Source organism: Microbulbifer sp. CAU 1566, from assembly GCF_023156515.1.
Taxonomy (GTDB): Bacteria; Pseudomonadota; Gammaproteobacteria; order Pseudomonadales; family Cellvibrionaceae; genus Microbulbifer.
The window spans coordinates 39,712-53,877 of sequence record NZ_JALNMG010000009.1 but is presented as its reverse complement, the minus strand read 5'-3'; the positions used below and the strand labels follow the sequence as shown (position 1 = coordinate 53,877).

Here is a 14,166-nt window from a genome sequence, read left to right as displayed (position 1 = left end):
ATACATCGAGATTTTCTACAACAGAGTACGTAGGCACTCTACACTGGGTTACAAAAGTCCAGCGGAGTACGAGCGCAAAATCACATAGTTATAGTGTCTACTTTTTGTGGGTAAGACCAGTTTCGGAGAGAGTTCAATGGATAATCTAATTGAAATTCAAGAAGAAATTGTTCGAGAGGCTATGCTAGTTGCAGTTCCTGGTTGGAGATCAATAGATATAAATTGTGAAGTCTTTGATTTTCATGGGGATACTATTACCAGCATTAATTTTTTCTGTAATTTCTTTATAAAGAAAAGGGTTCAAGTTACTAACTCTACAGATTTGAATTTTTGTTTGAGAAAACTAAGCGAAAAAATGTCAAAAAAACCAAATGAAAAATTTTCATGGGCAATAGCTGATTTGAAAATATTAAGGAATGGAAAATACACGTTTGAATTTTCGTATGATCCTCCTCCAAGAATTACTAAGATGTTGCAAGTCTGAGGTTAAGGAATTCAAAAAGTATAACAAAGCCGGATAATTTACTTGGAACCTACGCCGCTTTTAGGCACACCTCTATCTAATTGACTTTGAAGTGCTAAATGGCGCCGCTTCGCACCGCGTTCAACGCGCAAAAAATTGCTCGCTATTTATATGGAAGTTATAACCAATAGAGGCAGATCCAAGAATGAAAGCCTTTGAGTTACTGGCACAATACAATCAATGGATGAATGAGAGGATTTATACTTCTGCTGAAAGTCTCAGTACGTTTGAATTAGCTGAAGATAGAGGTGCGTTTTTTGGGTCGATTCTGGGCACGCTTAACCATATTCTCGTCGGCGACATTATTTGGTTAACGCGCTTTTCAGAGCATCCTAGTAATTTTTCATCGCTGGTCCATGTGAGAGAAATAAGTCAGCCTGAATCTCTCGCAGAAGTGCGTCATTGTGATTTATCTGCTCTGCGTAGTGAAAGAAAGATTATCGATGAAATGATCGTCAATTTTTCAAAAGAGATAACGCAATCAGATGCTGACTCCTCATTAATCTATCGTAATACGCAAGGTGATGTGTTTAGTAAAAATTTTGGTCACCTTGTTCAGCATATTTTTAATCACCAAACACATCACCGGGGGCAGGTTAGCACTCTCTTTAGCCAACTTGGGCATGATATAGGGGCTACCGACCTGCTAATGTGCATCCCGAGTGATTCCCGGTTTTAACAAACGCCCGGCGCTTTGGTCTGCGAGTCGAATCTGGGAGTTGGGCAAAGCTCTGGGGCTTGGGACGATATACGAGTAAAGACAGCCGAGAGGATTAGCTTCGCCCTTTGGGCTCGCTGGTCTCCGGCGCTTTGCGCCTCCGGCTCGAACCTGGGAGTTGGTCGACACCCTAGGGCTTGAGAGGTATTAAGAGTAAAGTCGCCCGAGAGGATTAGCTTCGCCCTTTGGGCTCGCTGGTCTCCGGCGCTTTGCGCCTCCGGCTCGAACCTGGGAATTGGTCGAAACCCTAGGGCTTGGGACGGTATAAAAGAAAAGGCCACCCGTTGGGTGGCCTTTTCTTTTATATGGCCCGCCCGAGAGGATTCGAACCTCTGACCTTTGCCTCCGGAGGGCAACGCTCTATCCAGCTGAGCTACGGGCGGTTGACACTGTTGGTCAAATTCGCGCCAAATCAATGGGTTACCGAACCCCGGCGCGGACGCGGATTATACAGAAGCACCCGGACCGGGCAAAGCACGGATTGGGGTTTTGTATGGGTCATTGCCACTGGTAGACAAACTTGAGCCACACATAGTCGCCTTCGGTGGTGTTCCGGGTGTCTGTCTGCGGTAGCCAGCTGAGCTCCACCAGGATGTTGTCTTTGCCCATGGGGAGCATATAGCCGACCACCGGGCCGATGCCGGAAGAGCGCATTTTGAACTCATCCACGAAGCGACCGGGGTTGCGGTCCGGGCTGAATTGCTGGCCCCAGAAGCCGTTGAGCCCCAGGGTGACGAACCCGGATCCGGCCTTGATCATCTGTTGCACGCTGGCGTCCAGATGGAAGGTGCGGCCGCTGCGGTAATCGGTGTCCGAGTTTTCGGCATTGAACATCACACCGCTAAACACCGAGGCGTTGAACCCGGCCTCTAGGTTGCTATACGCAATGCCAACTACGGGATCCACTGCCCAGTAATTGAGCCCCTCGTTGGCCAATCGGCCAACCTCGTAGTCGCCGGTGGGTGCATGAACCGCAAACATGAAGTTGTATTGCCAGCAGCCCTCCTGCCAGGCCATCAGCGCCGGGATCAGGGTGGTATCGCCCAGGCCCGAGACCGAGTCGCGCCGGCTGAAATTACCTAAATCGCTTTCGATGGTACCGGTGACGGTCACATCCACCCAGGAGGGAAAGGCGCCGACGGTATATTTGGCGCCGAGGACATCTTCCTCAAAGGTGTAAAGCAAGCCCGGGGCGAAGGCATCAATTTCCACATCGACACCGGCGACCACCAGCCCGGCGAGTGGCGTATCCGCGGAGGCACTGAAGTCTCCGCTGTAGTGCATGTACTGGGGCTTAACTACCCAACCGGTCTGCACCGGCGCGCGGTCGATCAGGGTGGCCATGGTGCCCGGGACGTAATAGCCGATACCACCCTCTGTGGCGTCGGCACGCGAGGGCAACAGCAGCAGTGCCATGGAAAAATACAGGGTGAGAGTGATCAACTGGCGCGCGCTTTGATCGTGAATCCTTTCGATCATGGGGGTACCTCTGCGGTCGCTGGCAAGTTTGTCCATTGGTACGAAACAGTCTAGCGTTCCCGCAGATAGCAGGTTCAATATCCCCAAATTCATCGGCGAATCGGGAAATTGGTCACTAGGTGTCGACAGCAATGGGCCTCGGGGGCCTTCGCAGGGGGCGGCGCTATGCTTATAATGCGCGGCTGGTAGAAGTATGTGGCATCTCCGCCGGAATACTACAGGCCATCAGACAAGGCCTTTAGGGGGAATGGATGAAAGTTGTATTGAATTTTGTAGCGGCGCTGGCCGTAGTGGCTGGCGCAGCGGTAGCCGTGGCTCAGTCTGTGGATGAGCAGATCGCTGAGCGTCTGGCCCCGGCCGGCAAAACCTGTATGAAAGGGGATGAGTGTGCGGCAGCGGCGCCTGCGGCAGCAGCTTCCTCCGGCGGTGCCCGCAGTGGTAGCGATGTGTACGGCGCGCATTGCGCGGCCTGTCACGGTACCGGCGCGGCTGGCGCGCCCAAGTTCGGCGATGCCGGTGCCTGGGGTCCTCGCGTTGCCAAGGGTATGGACACGCTCTACACCCACGCACTGAATGGCTTCAACGCCATGCCGGCGAAAGGTCTGTGTATGACCTGTTCAGACGATGAGGTGAAGGCCGCTGTTGACCATATGGTGGAAAACAGCAAGTAAGTGAGAGCTTACTGATGCATCGAAAAAGCCGCTCAATGAGCGGCTTTTTTGTGTCTGGCGATTGGGGTTTGGTGGATGTCAGTCAAACATACTCAACAGTGAGCCCAGCGTCTCCGCGCCCTTGGCCTGGTTCTGTTCCGGCGTCGCCTTGCCGAAGCCCTCGAACACGCAGTCTTCCTGGGGCAGTTCGTCGAGGAAGCGGCTCGGGGTGGTGTCCTGGTTCTCGCCGAACATCTTGCGCTTGCCGGCCAGGGTCATGGTCAGGGTGCGCTGGGCGCGGGTAATGCCCACGTAGGTCAGTCGCCGTTCTTCCTGGATATTGTCGTCTTCGATGCTATTGCGGTGGGGCAGCAGGTTTTCTTCCATGCCGATCATGAACACGTGGGGGTACTCGAGACCCTTGGACGCGTGCAGGGTCATCAGGCTGACCTTGTCGGTGGCTTCCTCTTCCTCCTGGCGGTCGAGCATGTCCCGCAGGATCAGTTTGGAGATGGCCTGCTCCAGGCGCACGTCCTGTTCCAGCTCGTCGTCGGTGCCTTCCATGGTTTTCATCAGGCTGTCCAGCAGCCAGTAGACGTTCTCCATGCGCTTTTCGGCGACCTTCTCGCTGCTCGCGTTCTGTGACAGCCAGCCGGCGTAGTCGATGTCGTCGAGCATTTCGCGCAGGGCGGTTTCCGGGTTGTTGTCGCGGCAGTTGCGCGCGACCCCTTCCAGCCATTGGGAGAAGCGGTCGAGGCGCTCGTAGCCCGCCTCGGTGATGTGTTCCTTGAAGCCGATTTCGGAACAGGCGCGCAGCATCGAAATCTCGCGGCCTTTGGCATAGTTGCCCAGGGCCTCGAGGCTGCTGGTGCCGATCTGGCGGCGCGGGGTGTTGATGATGCGCAGGAAGGCGTTGTCGTCGTCCGGGTTCACCAGCAGGCGCAGGTAGGCCATTACGTCCTTGATCTCGGCGCGCGCGAAGAAGCTGGTGCCGCCGGACATCTGGTAGGGAATCTGGTTTTCCTGCAGCTTCATCTCGATCAGACGCGCTTGGTGGTTGCCCCGGTAGAGCACCGCAAAGTCCATGAATTTGCAGCCGCGACGAGCCTTCTGCAGGAAGATTTCGTTGGCGACGCGCTCGGCTTCCTCATTCTCATTGGCCACCTTGAGCACGCGGATTTCGTCGCCGAGGCCTTTGTCGGACCACAGCGCCTTGTCGAACTCGTGCGGGTTGTGGGCGATCAGGTGGTTGGCCACCTTGAGGATGCGGCTGGTGGAGCGGTAGTTCTGCTCCAGCTTGATCAGGCGCAGGCTGGGGTAGTCCTGCTTCAGCTGGCTCATGTTTTCCGGGCGCGCGCCGCGCCAGGCGTAGATCGACTGGTCGTCATCGCCCACCACGGTGAGGCCGCCGCCGCTGCCCACCAGCATTTTCACCAGCAGATACTGGGAGCTGTTGGTGTCCTGGTACTCGTCCACCAGCAGGTAGCGGATCTTTTTACGCCAGCGCTGCAGCAGCTCGGGATCGGAATCGAACAGCTGCACCGGGATCATGATCAGGTCGTCAAAATCCACCGAGTTGTAGGCCTTGAGGGCGTCGCAATAGCGCCCGTAAGCCACCGCCATGGCCTGTTCCCCCGGGCTCTGGGCGGTTTCCAGCGCCTTGCGCGGGGGCAGCATGTCGTTCTTCCAGTTGGAAATCTGGTTTTGCACCCGGTCCAGCAGGTCGGTATCCAGGTCGCCGTCGCGCAGCATCAGTTCCTTGATCAGGCTGCGGGCGTCTTCCGAGTCAAAAATCGAGAAGCCGGGCTTGAAGCCGGCGGCGCGGTACTCCTTGCGCAGGATATTCAGGCCCAGGTTGTGGAAGGTGGACACGGTGAGGCCGTGGGAGGCCTTGGATTTTTTGCCATCGGGGCCGGTGATCAGCTTGCCGACCCGCTCCTTCATCTCCCGTGCGGCCTTGTTGGTAAAGGTCAGGGCGGCGATATTTCGCGCCTGATAGCCGCATTGTTCGATCAGATAGGCGATTTTTCGCGTAATTACACTGGTCTTGCCGGAACCGGCGCCGGCCAGAACCAGGCAGGGGCCGTCGATGTATTTGACGGCTTCTGCCTGGCGGGGATTGAGCTTGGTCATAGGGAAACGAACTCGGGGTACTGCTATCTGAATCAATCTGGATCGGAACTGCGGGCGATTCTACCAGCGCCGGGAGTGCTTGGCTGCGTCTGGCGGTGGCTTCCACTTGGATTTATATTGAACAGCAAGTCGATGAGAGTCAGATCAAAGAGAAGATAAGAATTACAAGGATCAACCCATATGAAGACCACACCGCTGACGCTGGTGGAGCAATCCCGGGGGGAGAGCGCTTTCGGGCGCCTGATGCACTTCTGGCGTAAAACCCTGGGGATGTCTCAGGAGGAATTGTCGGAGCGGCTGGGGGTGTCTACCCGACATATCAGCTTTCTGGAAACCGGGCGCTCCCAGCCCTCGCGGCTGGTGGCCGCAGCGCTGGCGGATTGTTTTGGCCTGAGCGGCCGCGACCGTGCCTATCTGCTGACAGCCGCCGGATTCTCCGCCGACCAGTCGGTATTCGATTCCCCGGAACTGGCGGTGTGGATGAACAAGTCGATGCAGAACGCCATGCGTCGCGCCGAACCGGAGCCGGCCTTTGCGCTGGACAACTTCGGGCGGGTGATTTCGGTCAATCGCGCTTGGCTGGCGTTTTTCCTGCCGCGGGTGGATCCGGCGCTGCTGGAAGATCCCAATATGTACGAACTGGTGATGAACCCCAACGGCCTGCGGCCCCGGCTGCACAATGGCACCGCGCTGTCCTGTGGCCTGGCGCTGTACCTGACCATGGAGACACTGCAGAGCAATGAACCCAGGGGCTGGGCCATGCTGGAGCGGCTGGAGCAGGCCGGTGCCCTGCCGGAGAACTGGCAGCAACTGGGGCGCCGCCTGATCCACACCAGCGATTACCCGCTGGCACTCAATACCGACGGCGGTATCGTCAATCTCACGGTCTACAACGACACCCTGTCTTCCACCTCGCAGCTGGTGCAGCCGCGGCTGTTGATCGGTCGCATTTATCGGGACGACGCGCAGCGGGTGGTAACGGATGAGGAAATCGCCGCCGTGCCCGATACGCATCCGTTGCTCTACCGTCCGCTGGTCGCCGGATAAGGTGGCCTCGGGATTACCTCCCAAATAATGGTTGCCCGGTCTGCCCCCGCCTAAGCTCAAAATTCGCGATGACTGCCCACAGCGGCTGCTCATATCGACATAAATATAATGAGAGCAAAGCGATGGATCAGACCAAACCGCAAGACGCCGCCCCTGCGGGCGGTGCAAACGCGGCGCCCGCCAGTGGCTGGCGCTGGGGCCCCTTTACCCTCCGTGTCCCCTTTCTGCACCTGAAGTTCGTGCCCTCCCAGTTTATTCAAGGCGTGGTGGTGGCCAGCGGCACCAGCCTGATCATGGCGCCAGTGATGATTGGCTACTTCGGCCTGTCGTTTGAAGAATCCCTGGCGCTATTGCTGCTGGTCAACACGGTACTCTGCGCGTCCTTTCTGCTGTTTGGCGAGCCCTTCGCCCCGGGGATGCTGACCCCGGCTTTTCCGCTGGTGCTGACGTTCATTGTCAGCGGCTACCCCGAGGGGGCGGTGCGCTTTCAGGTGATGACCGCGCTCTCCCTCAGCCTGGCGGCGATCGCACTGCTATTCAGCCTCTCCGGGCTGTCGCGGCGGTTGATGAGCGCGCTACCGGTGGCGCTGAAGGCGGGGATCATTTTCGGTGCGGCAATCTCCGCGCTGGATCGGGTGTTTGTGAAAGACATCAGCCTCTTCCAGAACCACCCGATCAGCGCCACGACCGCGTTGCTGGTGGCATTGCTGTTCACCTTTTCCGCCCCCATGCAGGCCCTGCGGGCGAAGCACAAATGGCTCGACAGCCTGTCCAGTCTCGGCCTGCTGCCGGGCTTTGTGGCCGCGGCGGTGGTGGGCGCACTGGTGGGGGAGATCCAGTTCGAGATGCGCTGGGGCCTGTTCCTACCGCCGGTGGCTGAGACCCTGGCCAAGGTATCGCCGCTCAGCATTGGCTGGCCGCCGCTGTCGATGTATCTGGAGGTGTTGCCGCTGGCGTTTGTGGCCTATGTGATTCTGTTCGGGGACTTTGTGACCGGCTCGGAAATGATTCGCAGCGCGCAACCGGCGCGGCAGGATGACCCGATAGATACCAATTTTGAACGCAGCCAGATCGCCGTGGCCCTGCGCAATGCGGTCTCTGCCGTGATCGCGCCGCTGTTTCCCTATCAGGGCATTCTGTGGACCGGGGTGCACGCGGTGATCATCCAGACCTGGCGTGGCGGCCGCCAGAAAATGGTCGACCTGCACAGTGGCATCGGTTCCTATTACGGCTTCGGTTTGCCGCTGATCTACCTGTGCTGGCCCTGGATCAGCCTGATCAAACCCATCATGGCCATTGCCCTGATGCTGACCCTCGCGCTCACCGCGTTTGCCTGCATCATGGTGGCCGCGCCGCTGGTGAAGAAGCCGCTGGAAATGGTTTGCGCCTTGGTGATTGGCTACATGCTGGCAATGTTTGATGTGTGGACGGCACTGGCGGCTGCGGTATTCCTGCTGATTTTCATTAACGGCAATCTGCCGAGTCGGCGGAAAACAGCCGATTCAGCGGAGCACTCGTCAGAGCATCGTCAAGAACAACCCTCACAGGTGGCCGCCGCGGGAGATTGATGGCGAGCTTTTACCTTCCGCGATTATTTGTCTATAAAGGCACCTCTGTGAGGTGCCTTTTTTATTGACGATCCTATGCTCCAACCCATCATTGGCTACCACCGCGACGAGGAAAACCACTGGGTGGCCCAGCTCGCCTGCGGCCACAACCAGCACGTGCGTCACGACCCGCCGTGGCAGAACCGGCTCTGGGTCACCACGCCCGAGGGGCGCGCAGCGAAGCTGGGGCTGAAGCTCGAGTGCAAAAAATGCGATCAGGGTGCCCCGTTTGACAATCGACCCGATGAACAATTGCGAGAAACCGACTAATGCCAAAAATCTGGGTCGACGCCGACGCCTGCCCCACGGTCATCAAGGAAATCCTGTGTCGCGCCGCCGAGCGCACCGAAACGGAAATGACCCTGGTCGCTAACCAGTACGTGCGGGTGCCGCCGTCAAAATTTATCCGCGCAGTCCAGGTCACCTCCGGCTTCGATGTCGCCGACAACGAAATCGTGCAGCGCTGTAGTGAGGGCGACCTGATTATTACCGCGGACATTCCCCTGGCATCGGAAGTGATCGACAAGGGTGCCACCGCCCTCAACCCCCGTGGCGAAAAATATTCCAAGGCCAATATTCGCGCGCGCCTGAACATGCGCGACTTTATGGAAACCCTGCGCTCCAGCGGGGTACATACCGGTGGGCCGCCGCCGTTGGGGCAGCAGGAGCGCAAGGCCTTTGCCGATCAACTGGATCGCTGGCTGATGCAGGCAAGACGCAACAAAACCTGAGAGAAAACCGGGCAGATTAATGGAAACTCATCGATTGCAGCTGGCGGCCTGTACGCAGGAGCACATCCCGGTATTGATGAAGTGGATTCAATCCGAAACCCAGTGCCGAGAGTGGGGCGGACCATTCTTTCGCTACCCCTTTGATACCCAGAGCTTCGCTGAAGACTGCAGTTGGCAGAAGCTGCCGAGTTTTGTATTGCAGGATGTGACTGGAAAGCTCTTGGCATTCGGCCAGTTCTACCGTCGCCTGGATCGCTGCCATCTGGGGCGATTAATTGTGGCACCGGAGGCGCGCGGCTGCGGAATCGGTAAATCCCTGATTCGGCTTCTGGCAAAGCGGGGGTGCAATGCGCTGGCGACAGACCAATGCTCCCTGTTTGTATTGAAAAACAATCGGCCGGCACAGGCGCTGTATGAAAAAATCGGCTTTCAACAGAGCGATTACCCGGAACCGTTTGAAGGCCTGCAAGAGTGTCACTATATGATTGCGCCGGCGCAGCACCTACTGGAAATGGAAATCTGATATGGGAATGAACTCCCGCTTGCGCAGGCTGTTTTTACTTCCTGCGCTGTTAGTAAGCAGCATGATACCTTCAATGGCAGCGGAGCCGCTGCCGCAATTGAAAGCCTACGAGGTGCCGCAAGCCTGGCGCACCCCGGTCACGCCCCTGCAGATTTCGGATCACACCTGGCAAATAGGCACTGAGGAACTGACCGCGCTGTTGGTCAAGACAAACGCGGGTGCCCTGCTGATTGATGGCGGCATGCCGCAAGCGGCAGAGCAACTGCTGGCGAACATGCAAAAGCTGGGCGTAAACCCGCAAGACCTCAAGTGGATTCTGCACAGCCACGGTCACGCGGATCACGCCGGGCCGCTGGCCGAGATCAAGCGGGTAACCGGCGCCAAGCTCGCGAGCAATGCTGAGTCCGCGCATCTGCTGGCCAATGGGGGTGCCGGGGATATCCACTTTGGCGATGCGCTGCTATTCCCCCCGGTCGCTGTCGATCGCTACCTGATGGATGGCGAAAGCCTGGTGCTGGGAGAGATGGAATTTCGGGTGCATTTTATTCCCGGTCACACACCCGGCAGTATGGCCTGGACCTGGCAAGACCGCCGCAATGGCAAACAGGTTGATGTGGCCTATGTCGACAGTCTGACCGCACCCGGCTATCAACTTCAGGACAATCCGCGCTACCCGAAACTGCTGCACGACTTCCATCAGACTTTTGCCAAGGTGCGCGATCTGCCCTGTGACCTGCTGCTGACACCGCACCCGGGAGCCAGCGGCTGGCAGTACGGGGAAGTGGCGAAGCAGGAGAAGCGAATGGACTGTGCCGACTACGCGGTACAGGCAGAGATCGCGCTGGAAAAGCAGCTGGAAAAACAACGGAAGCACTGAGCAATGGTCACCCCGATTCAGCCGAAAACCGAACGGCTGCTACTGCGTCAGTGGCGGGATTCGGATCGCGAGCCGTTTTCTGCAATGAATTCAGATCCGCGGGTAATGGAATTTTTCCCGGCCTTGTTGAGTCGTGCGGAAAGCGATGCGGGTATCGATCGCCAGATCGCGCATATCGAAAAATACGGTTGGGGATTCTGGGCGTTGGAGCGATTGGAAGATCAGCAGTTTATGGGATTTGTCGGTATTAAACATGTGACCGACGATATGCCATTCGCGCCGGCGGTGGAAATAGGCTGGCGCCTTGCTGCGCCGTATTGGGGAAAAGGTTACGCGACCGAAGCGGCAAATGCCGCATTGAGGGTTGGGTTTGAACAGCTCGGACTGGATGCAATTGTTTCCTTCACCGTGCCGGGAAATTTTCGTTCGCGCGCGGTGATGGAAAAATTGGGACTGCAACAGTGCGATAACTTTTCACGCCCGGGGCTGCCGCAGGGGCATCCGATGCAGGAACATGTGCTCTATCGTATACAGCGCAGAATGTAAAAAATAGCATTTTAAATGCTTACTGGTGAAGCAAGGTCGACCGCATGGTTATTTAATTACCGGCAATCAGGTCTTCAACCAGGTCGGCGATAGAGATCGCCAACATGGTGAAAGAGCCGGTCGCAAAACACCAGACACCGACGGTGGAATAGTTGGCAAATTGCGGCAGGAACAGGATGCTGCCAATAAGGAAAAATAGGCTTGCCACAATCATCAGCGACATGTTGATTCTGCGCTTGATCATTTCAGACCTCCTTTCAATAAATGTAATTTAACCCGGGCTCGCAAACAGTTGGGCTGCCCGATTAAAAGGGTTAAAAGTCCGGTTGAAAACCCAGGCTCAAAGACACCCGATTCCAGCTGTTGATTTCAAGGATGATGGCCGTGAGTTCCAGCAGGCCGGCTGCCTCAAACTCGGCTATCACTGCGCTATAGAGATCGTCAGCTACACTGCCCTTGGCGGCATGAGTCAGGGCTTCTGCCCACAGCAATGCGGTGCGCTCCCTGTCGCTAAAGCAGGCTGCTTCTCGCCACGCGGGCAACACGTCCAGGCGAGCCTGTCGCTCTCCATCCTCGCGCGCTTCTTCGGCGTGCATTCGCTGACAATAGCAACAGTGATTTATCTGTGAGATTCGCAACCTGACCAGGTGACCGAGTGAGCGCTCGATGTGTTCGCTCGGACGGTCGTTGCTAGCCAAAAGTGACAGGGCTTCCGGAATTTGCGGGCAAAGGCGATAGAGCTCGGAAGCGGATAGTCGGTTGGTCATCTGGCGTACTCCTCAGTTGTTGTACGCCGAAGTATGTTGAATGGGCTTCATTTGGGCTTGTAAATATCCGACAGCTTTCGCTGTCGATAGCGGCTGGGCGTTTCTCCCACAAACCGGGCAAACGACTTGCTGAAGTGCGCCTGATCGTAAAAGCCACAACTCAGTGCGACCTCAGTAACGGACTGCCTGGTTTGAGAGAGCTGGGCGCGTGCTTGTTTGATTCTTCGGTAGCCGAGTAACTCCGATGGCCGCATCCCAACTTCCTTGCGAAATTGCCGTTCTAGTGTTCGCGCGCTGGTACTGGCGGCTTCCGCCATTTGTTCTACGTTGGATGTGACTGAAAAGGTTGCAAGCACGGTGCGGACCCGATCCGTGCCGCTCGCGACGGCTCTTTCCTGTGTCAGTAGAAACTGTTCAAGAAGCTCAAGCGAATCGACGACATTTTCCGGATGCATTTTTACGAGTATCGGCAACAACAGCGCATAGTCCGTTGTTGAAAGCAGGTCGATGGCGGAGATGGCCTGGTCGTCCCATTCATGCGGTGAGAAACCAAAAAGCCGATAGAGTGCACCAGGCAGGAAACGTACGCTGACCGTGGCCGTGGTGGATGCGAAGGTCCAACGGCTGCGCTGGGTATTGAACACGAATCTTGCGCTCTGTACCGGGCAGTCGAGGTCAATCAGAAGACTGGTGCCGCCATCTGGATAAAGGGTTTCCGGGGACTCCAGCGAAGGCACCAGGAGTGTCCCCGTAGACCAGTAACACTCCACGCGGTGGGCGAGCGCCGGATCCGGGAGAAAACGGCGGAACCCCAGATGACAGAATTCTCTGATGTCCGACTGTTCTAGCAAGGTGTCCTCCACATATCGTTCGCTGTTCAGTGCGCATATTGTAAGGAGAAGCGGGCCGATTTACGGGCCTACTGGTTACGCCTCAACGTTTAAAAGCGAGTGAGAGGGTTGCATAGAACCGCACCCATGCACAGGACGTGTGCTGCGTTGGTTTACGCGGACGCAATCGCTCTTCGGTCCAGATTGCGATAGGCCAGTGCCTCGGCAATCTGTGCCGTGCCGATGTGTTCCTGCCCACTCAAATCCGCCAGTGTGCGCGCGACTTTCAATACCCGGTGATAACTGCGCGCGGAGAGCCCGAGCTTTTCGACCGAGGTGCGCAGCAGCGCCGCTTCCTGATTGCCCAGGCGGCAGAATTCGTCCAGCTCACTAGCTTGCAAGTCGCCGTTGATTTTTCCCTGTCGCTGCCACTGGATTTCCCGCGCGCGGATTACCCGTTCGCGCACCGTGTCGGAGCTTTCCCCCGGCGGTGAATCCTGCAGCTGGCTGGCGCTCATGCTGGCCACTTCCACCTGCATGTCGATGCGATCCAGCAGCGGACCGGAGAGCTTGTTGCGGTAGCGATCAATCTGGTCTGGAGTGCAGCGGCAGCGGGTTTCTCCCAGGTAGCCGCAGGGGCAGGGGTTCATGGCGGCGACCAGTTGAAAGTTAGCCGGGAAGGTGACCTGGGCACGGGCGCGGGAAATGCGCACCTCACCGTTTTCCAGTGGCTCGCGCAATATCTCCAGCGCCGAGCGCGGGAACTCCGGCATTTCGTCCAGAAATAGCACGCCGCGGTGGGCCAGGCTGATTTCCCCGGGACGCGGATTGCTGCCGCCGCCAACGAGTGCAGTGGGGGAGGCGGAGTGATGGGGTGCGCGGAAGGGCCGCTGGCGGATACGCGAGAGGCCGGCGCTGGAATAGAGTGCGGCCACTTCCACCAGTTCTTTCTCGGTCAGCGGCGGCAGTATGCCGGGCAGTCGGCTGGCGAGCATGGTTTTGCCGGTACCCGGTGGCCCGTAAAACAAAAGATTGTGGTTTCCGCCGGCGGCAACCTCAAGCGCGCGGCGGGCTTTCAGCTGCCCGCGCACGTCGGCCAGATCCGCGCACACCACCGTTTCCTGCTCGGTCGATTGCTGGGCATCCGGCAGGGGTTCGCGACCGTGCAGTTGCGCGCACACCTGCAGCAGTGAAGTGGCGGATTTCACTGGGGTGTCGATCAGCGCGGCCTCGGCGCTGGATTCAATAGCGGTAACCAGGGTGCGGCCGCTGTCGCGACAGGCGATGGCGGCGGGCAGGGCGCCGGGAATCGGGCGCAGGCTGCCGGACAGCGCCAGCTCACCGATAAACTCGTAGTGCCCCAGGGCATCTCCCGGCACCTGCCCGGAGGCGGCGAGGATGCCTAAGGCGATGGCGAGATCGTAGCGCCCGCCGGCCTTGGGCAGGTCGGCGGGAGCAAGATTCACGGTGATGCGCCGCTGGGGGAACTCGAAATGGCTGTTGACGATGGCGCTGCGCACCCGGTCGCGACTCTCGCGCACCGCGGCCTCTGGCAAACCAACAATATTGAATGCGGGCAATCCATTGGCGAGGTGGGTTTCCACGGTCACCAAGGGTGCCTGTATGCCCAGCTGGGCACGGGCGTAGGTAATGGATAGGCTCATTTTCTTCCCTGAAAAACGGTCTTTCCTGACGTTCTGTGTGATGTCGATTTGGGGCCGACTTGCCCTGTTGC

General features: G+C 57.7%; 17 protein-coding genes and 1 tRNA gene. 11 read left to right on the top strand and 7 right to left on the bottom strand.

Annotated features, from left to right (window positions below):
* From M0G74_RS18415 to M0G74_RS17855, 3 genes are all read left to right on the top strand, one after another.
* Positions 1-88 (top strand): IS3 family transposase (locus M0G74_RS18415; RefSeq protein WP_348983721.1); only part of this gene is annotated, 88 nt, incomplete at its 5' end.
* A 48-nt stretch (positions 89-136) separates the two neighbouring features.
* Positions 137-484: a hypothetical protein gene (locus M0G74_RS17860; RefSeq protein ID WP_248220115.1), complete on the top strand. Its 348-nt coding sequence runs from the start codon at positions 137-139 to the stop codon at positions 482-484.
* A 184-nt stretch (positions 485-668) separates the two neighbouring features.
* The gene (locus M0G74_RS17855) at positions 669-1,202 is read left to right on the top strand and encodes a DinB family protein (protein ID WP_248220113.1); all 534 of its coding nucleotides are present in this window, start codon (positions 669-671) and stop codon (positions 1,200-1,202) included.
* 345 nt (positions 1,203-1,547) lie between these two features.
* Here M0G74_RS17855 and M0G74_RS17850 read toward each other — a convergent pair.
* Together M0G74_RS17850 and M0G74_RS17845 are read right to left on the bottom strand one after the other, a co-directional pair.
* A tRNA-Arg gene (locus tag M0G74_RS17850) sits at positions 1,548-1,624 on the bottom strand.
* 115 nt (positions 1,625-1,739) lie between these two features.
* The gene (locus M0G74_RS17845; RefSeq protein WP_248220111.1) at positions 1,740-2,720 is read right to left on the bottom strand and encodes a transporter; all 981 of its coding nucleotides are present in this window, start codon (positions 2,718-2,720) and stop codon (positions 1,740-1,742) included.
* Positions 2,721-2,971: 251 nt separating this feature from the next.
* On the opposite strand from M0G74_RS17845, the gene M0G74_RS17840 reads away from it, so the two are divergent.
* Positions 2,972-3,391: a cytochrome c5 family protein gene (locus M0G74_RS17840; RefSeq protein ID WP_160151758.1), complete on the top strand. Its 420-nt coding sequence runs from the start codon at positions 2,972-2,974 to the stop codon at positions 3,389-3,391.
* Between the two features lie 78 nt (positions 3,392-3,469).
* Here M0G74_RS17840 and rep read toward each other — a convergent pair whose 3' ends face one another.
* On the bottom strand, positions 3,470-5,503 hold the full coding sequence (rep, locus tag M0G74_RS17835) for a DNA helicase Rep (RefSeq protein WP_248220109.1): 2,034 nt from the start codon (positions 5,501-5,503) through the stop codon (positions 3,470-3,472).
* Between the two features lie 180 nt (positions 5,504-5,683).
* Here rep and M0G74_RS17830 point away from each other — a divergent pair, with 180 nt between their 5' ends.
* The 7 genes from M0G74_RS17830 to M0G74_RS17800 all read left to right on the top strand — a co-directional run bounded on the left by M0G74_RS17830 (position 5,684) and on the right by M0G74_RS17800 (position 10,834).
* The gene (locus M0G74_RS17830; RefSeq protein WP_248220108.1) at positions 5,684-6,550 is read left to right on the top strand and encodes a helix-turn-helix transcriptional regulator; all 867 of its coding nucleotides are present in this window, start codon (positions 5,684-5,686) and stop codon (positions 6,548-6,550) included.
* Between the two features lie 122 nt (positions 6,551-6,672).
* The gene (locus M0G74_RS17825) at positions 6,673-8,118 is read left to right on the top strand and encodes a hypothetical protein (protein ID WP_248220107.1); all 1,446 of its coding nucleotides are present in this window, start codon (positions 6,673-6,675) and stop codon (positions 8,116-8,118) included.
* 75 nt (positions 8,119-8,193) lie between these two features.
* Positions 8,194-8,427: a DUF3565 domain-containing protein gene (locus M0G74_RS17820; RefSeq protein ID WP_248220105.1), complete on the top strand. Its 234-nt coding sequence runs from the start codon at positions 8,194-8,196 to the stop codon at positions 8,425-8,427.
* Positions 8,427-8,888 carry a YaiI/YqxD family protein gene (locus M0G74_RS17815; protein WP_248220103.1) on the top strand — a complete coding sequence of 154 codons (462 nt, stop codon included), beginning with the start codon at positions 8,427-8,429 and terminating at the stop codon, positions 8,886-8,888. Before M0G74_RS17820 ends, M0G74_RS17815 begins: the two co-directional genes overlap by 1 nt.
* Positions 8,889-8,907: 19 nt before the next feature.
* Complete coding sequence (locus M0G74_RS17810) at positions 8,908-9,411, top strand: GNAT family N-acetyltransferase (RefSeq protein ID WP_248220102.1); 504 nt, start codon at positions 8,908-8,910, stop codon at positions 9,409-9,411.
* Between the two features lie 73 nt (positions 9,412-9,484).
* Positions 9,485-10,288, top strand: a complete 804-nt coding sequence (gene bla, locus M0G74_RS17805) for a subclass B3 metallo-beta-lactamase (RefSeq protein ID WP_248220100.1) — start codon at positions 9,485-9,487, stop codon at positions 10,286-10,288.
* A 3-nt stretch (positions 10,289-10,291) separates the two neighbouring features.
* Complete coding sequence (locus tag M0G74_RS17800; RefSeq protein ID WP_248220098.1) at positions 10,292-10,834, top strand: GNAT family N-acetyltransferase; 543 nt, start codon at positions 10,292-10,294, stop codon at positions 10,832-10,834.
* Positions 10,835-10,886: 52 nt separating this feature from the next.
* On the opposite strand, the gene M0G74_RS17795 is transcribed toward M0G74_RS17800, so the two are convergent.
* The 4 genes from M0G74_RS17795 to M0G74_RS17780 form a co-directional block, all read right to left on the bottom strand.
* Positions 10,887-11,078 carry a YrhK family protein gene (locus tag M0G74_RS17795; RefSeq protein ID WP_248220096.1) on the bottom strand — a complete coding sequence of 64 codons (192 nt, stop codon included), beginning with the start codon at positions 11,076-11,078 and terminating at the stop codon, positions 10,887-10,889.
* Between the two features lie 70 nt (positions 11,079-11,148).
* Positions 11,149-11,601: a carboxymuconolactone decarboxylase family protein gene (locus M0G74_RS17790; protein ID WP_248220094.1), complete on the bottom strand. Its 453-nt coding sequence runs from the start codon at positions 11,599-11,601 to the stop codon at positions 11,149-11,151.
* A 47-nt stretch (positions 11,602-11,648) separates the two neighbouring features.
* Entirely contained in the window at positions 11,649-12,452 is an 804-nt protein-coding gene (locus tag M0G74_RS17785; protein ID WP_248220092.1) for a helix-turn-helix transcriptional regulator, read from the bottom strand.
* Between the two features lie 152 nt (positions 12,453-12,604).
* A complete protein-coding gene (locus tag M0G74_RS17780) occupies positions 12,605-14,095 on the bottom strand; it encodes a YifB family Mg chelatase-like AAA ATPase (protein ID WP_248220090.1) in 1,491 nt (496 codons plus the stop codon).
* Positions 14,096-14,166 lie beyond the last annotated feature (71 nt).

Coding starts and splice junctions, on each gene's coding strand:
- M0G74_RS17820 (WP_248220105.1), top strand. CDS start 8,194: ATGCTCCAACCCATCATTGGCTACCACCGCGACGAGGAAAACCACTGG.
- rep (WP_248220109.1), bottom strand. CDS start 5,503: ATGACCAAGCTCAATCCCCGCCAGGCAGAAGCCGTCAAATACATCGAC.
- M0G74_RS17800 (WP_248220098.1), top strand. CDS start 10,292: ATGGTCACCCCGATTCAGCCGAAAACCGAACGGCTGCTACTGCGTCAG.
- M0G74_RS17815 (WP_248220103.1), top strand. CDS start 8,427: ATGCCAAAAATCTGGGTCGACGCCGACGCCTGCCCCACGGTCATCAAG.
- M0G74_RS17810 (WP_248220102.1), top strand. CDS start 8,908: ATGGAAACTCATCGATTGCAGCTGGCGGCCTGTACGCAGGAGCACATC.
- M0G74_RS17860 (WP_248220115.1), top strand. CDS start 137: ATGGATAATCTAATTGAAATTCAAGAAGAAATTGTTCGAGAGGCTATG.
- M0G74_RS17840 (WP_160151758.1), top strand. CDS start 2,972: ATGAAAGTTGTATTGAATTTTGTAGCGGCGCTGGCCGTAGTGGCTGGC.
- M0G74_RS17830 (WP_248220108.1), top strand. CDS start 5,684: ATGAAGACCACACCGCTGACGCTGGTGGAGCAATCCCGGGGGGAGAGC.
- bla (WP_248220100.1), top strand. CDS start 9,485: ATGGCAGCGGAGCCGCTGCCGCAATTGAAAGCCTACGAGGTGCCGCAA.
- M0G74_RS17825 (WP_248220107.1), top strand. CDS start 6,673: ATGGATCAGACCAAACCGCAAGACGCCGCCCCTGCGGGCGGTGCAAAC.
- M0G74_RS17795 (WP_248220096.1), bottom strand. CDS start 11,078: ATGATCAAGCGCAGAATCAACATGTCGCTGATGATTGTGGCAAGCCTA.
- M0G74_RS17780 (WP_248220090.1), bottom strand. CDS start 14,095: ATGAGCCTATCCATTACCTACGCCCGTGCCCAGCTGGGCATACAGGCA.
- M0G74_RS17845 (WP_248220111.1), bottom strand. CDS start 2,720: ATGATCGAAAGGATTCACGATCAAAGCGCGCGCCAGTTGATCACTCTC.
- M0G74_RS17855 (WP_248220113.1), top strand. CDS start 669: ATGAAAGCCTTTGAGTTACTGGCACAATACAATCAATGGATGAATGAG.
- M0G74_RS17790 (WP_248220094.1), bottom strand. CDS start 11,601: ATGACCAACCGACTATCCGCTTCCGAGCTCTATCGCCTTTGCCCGCAA.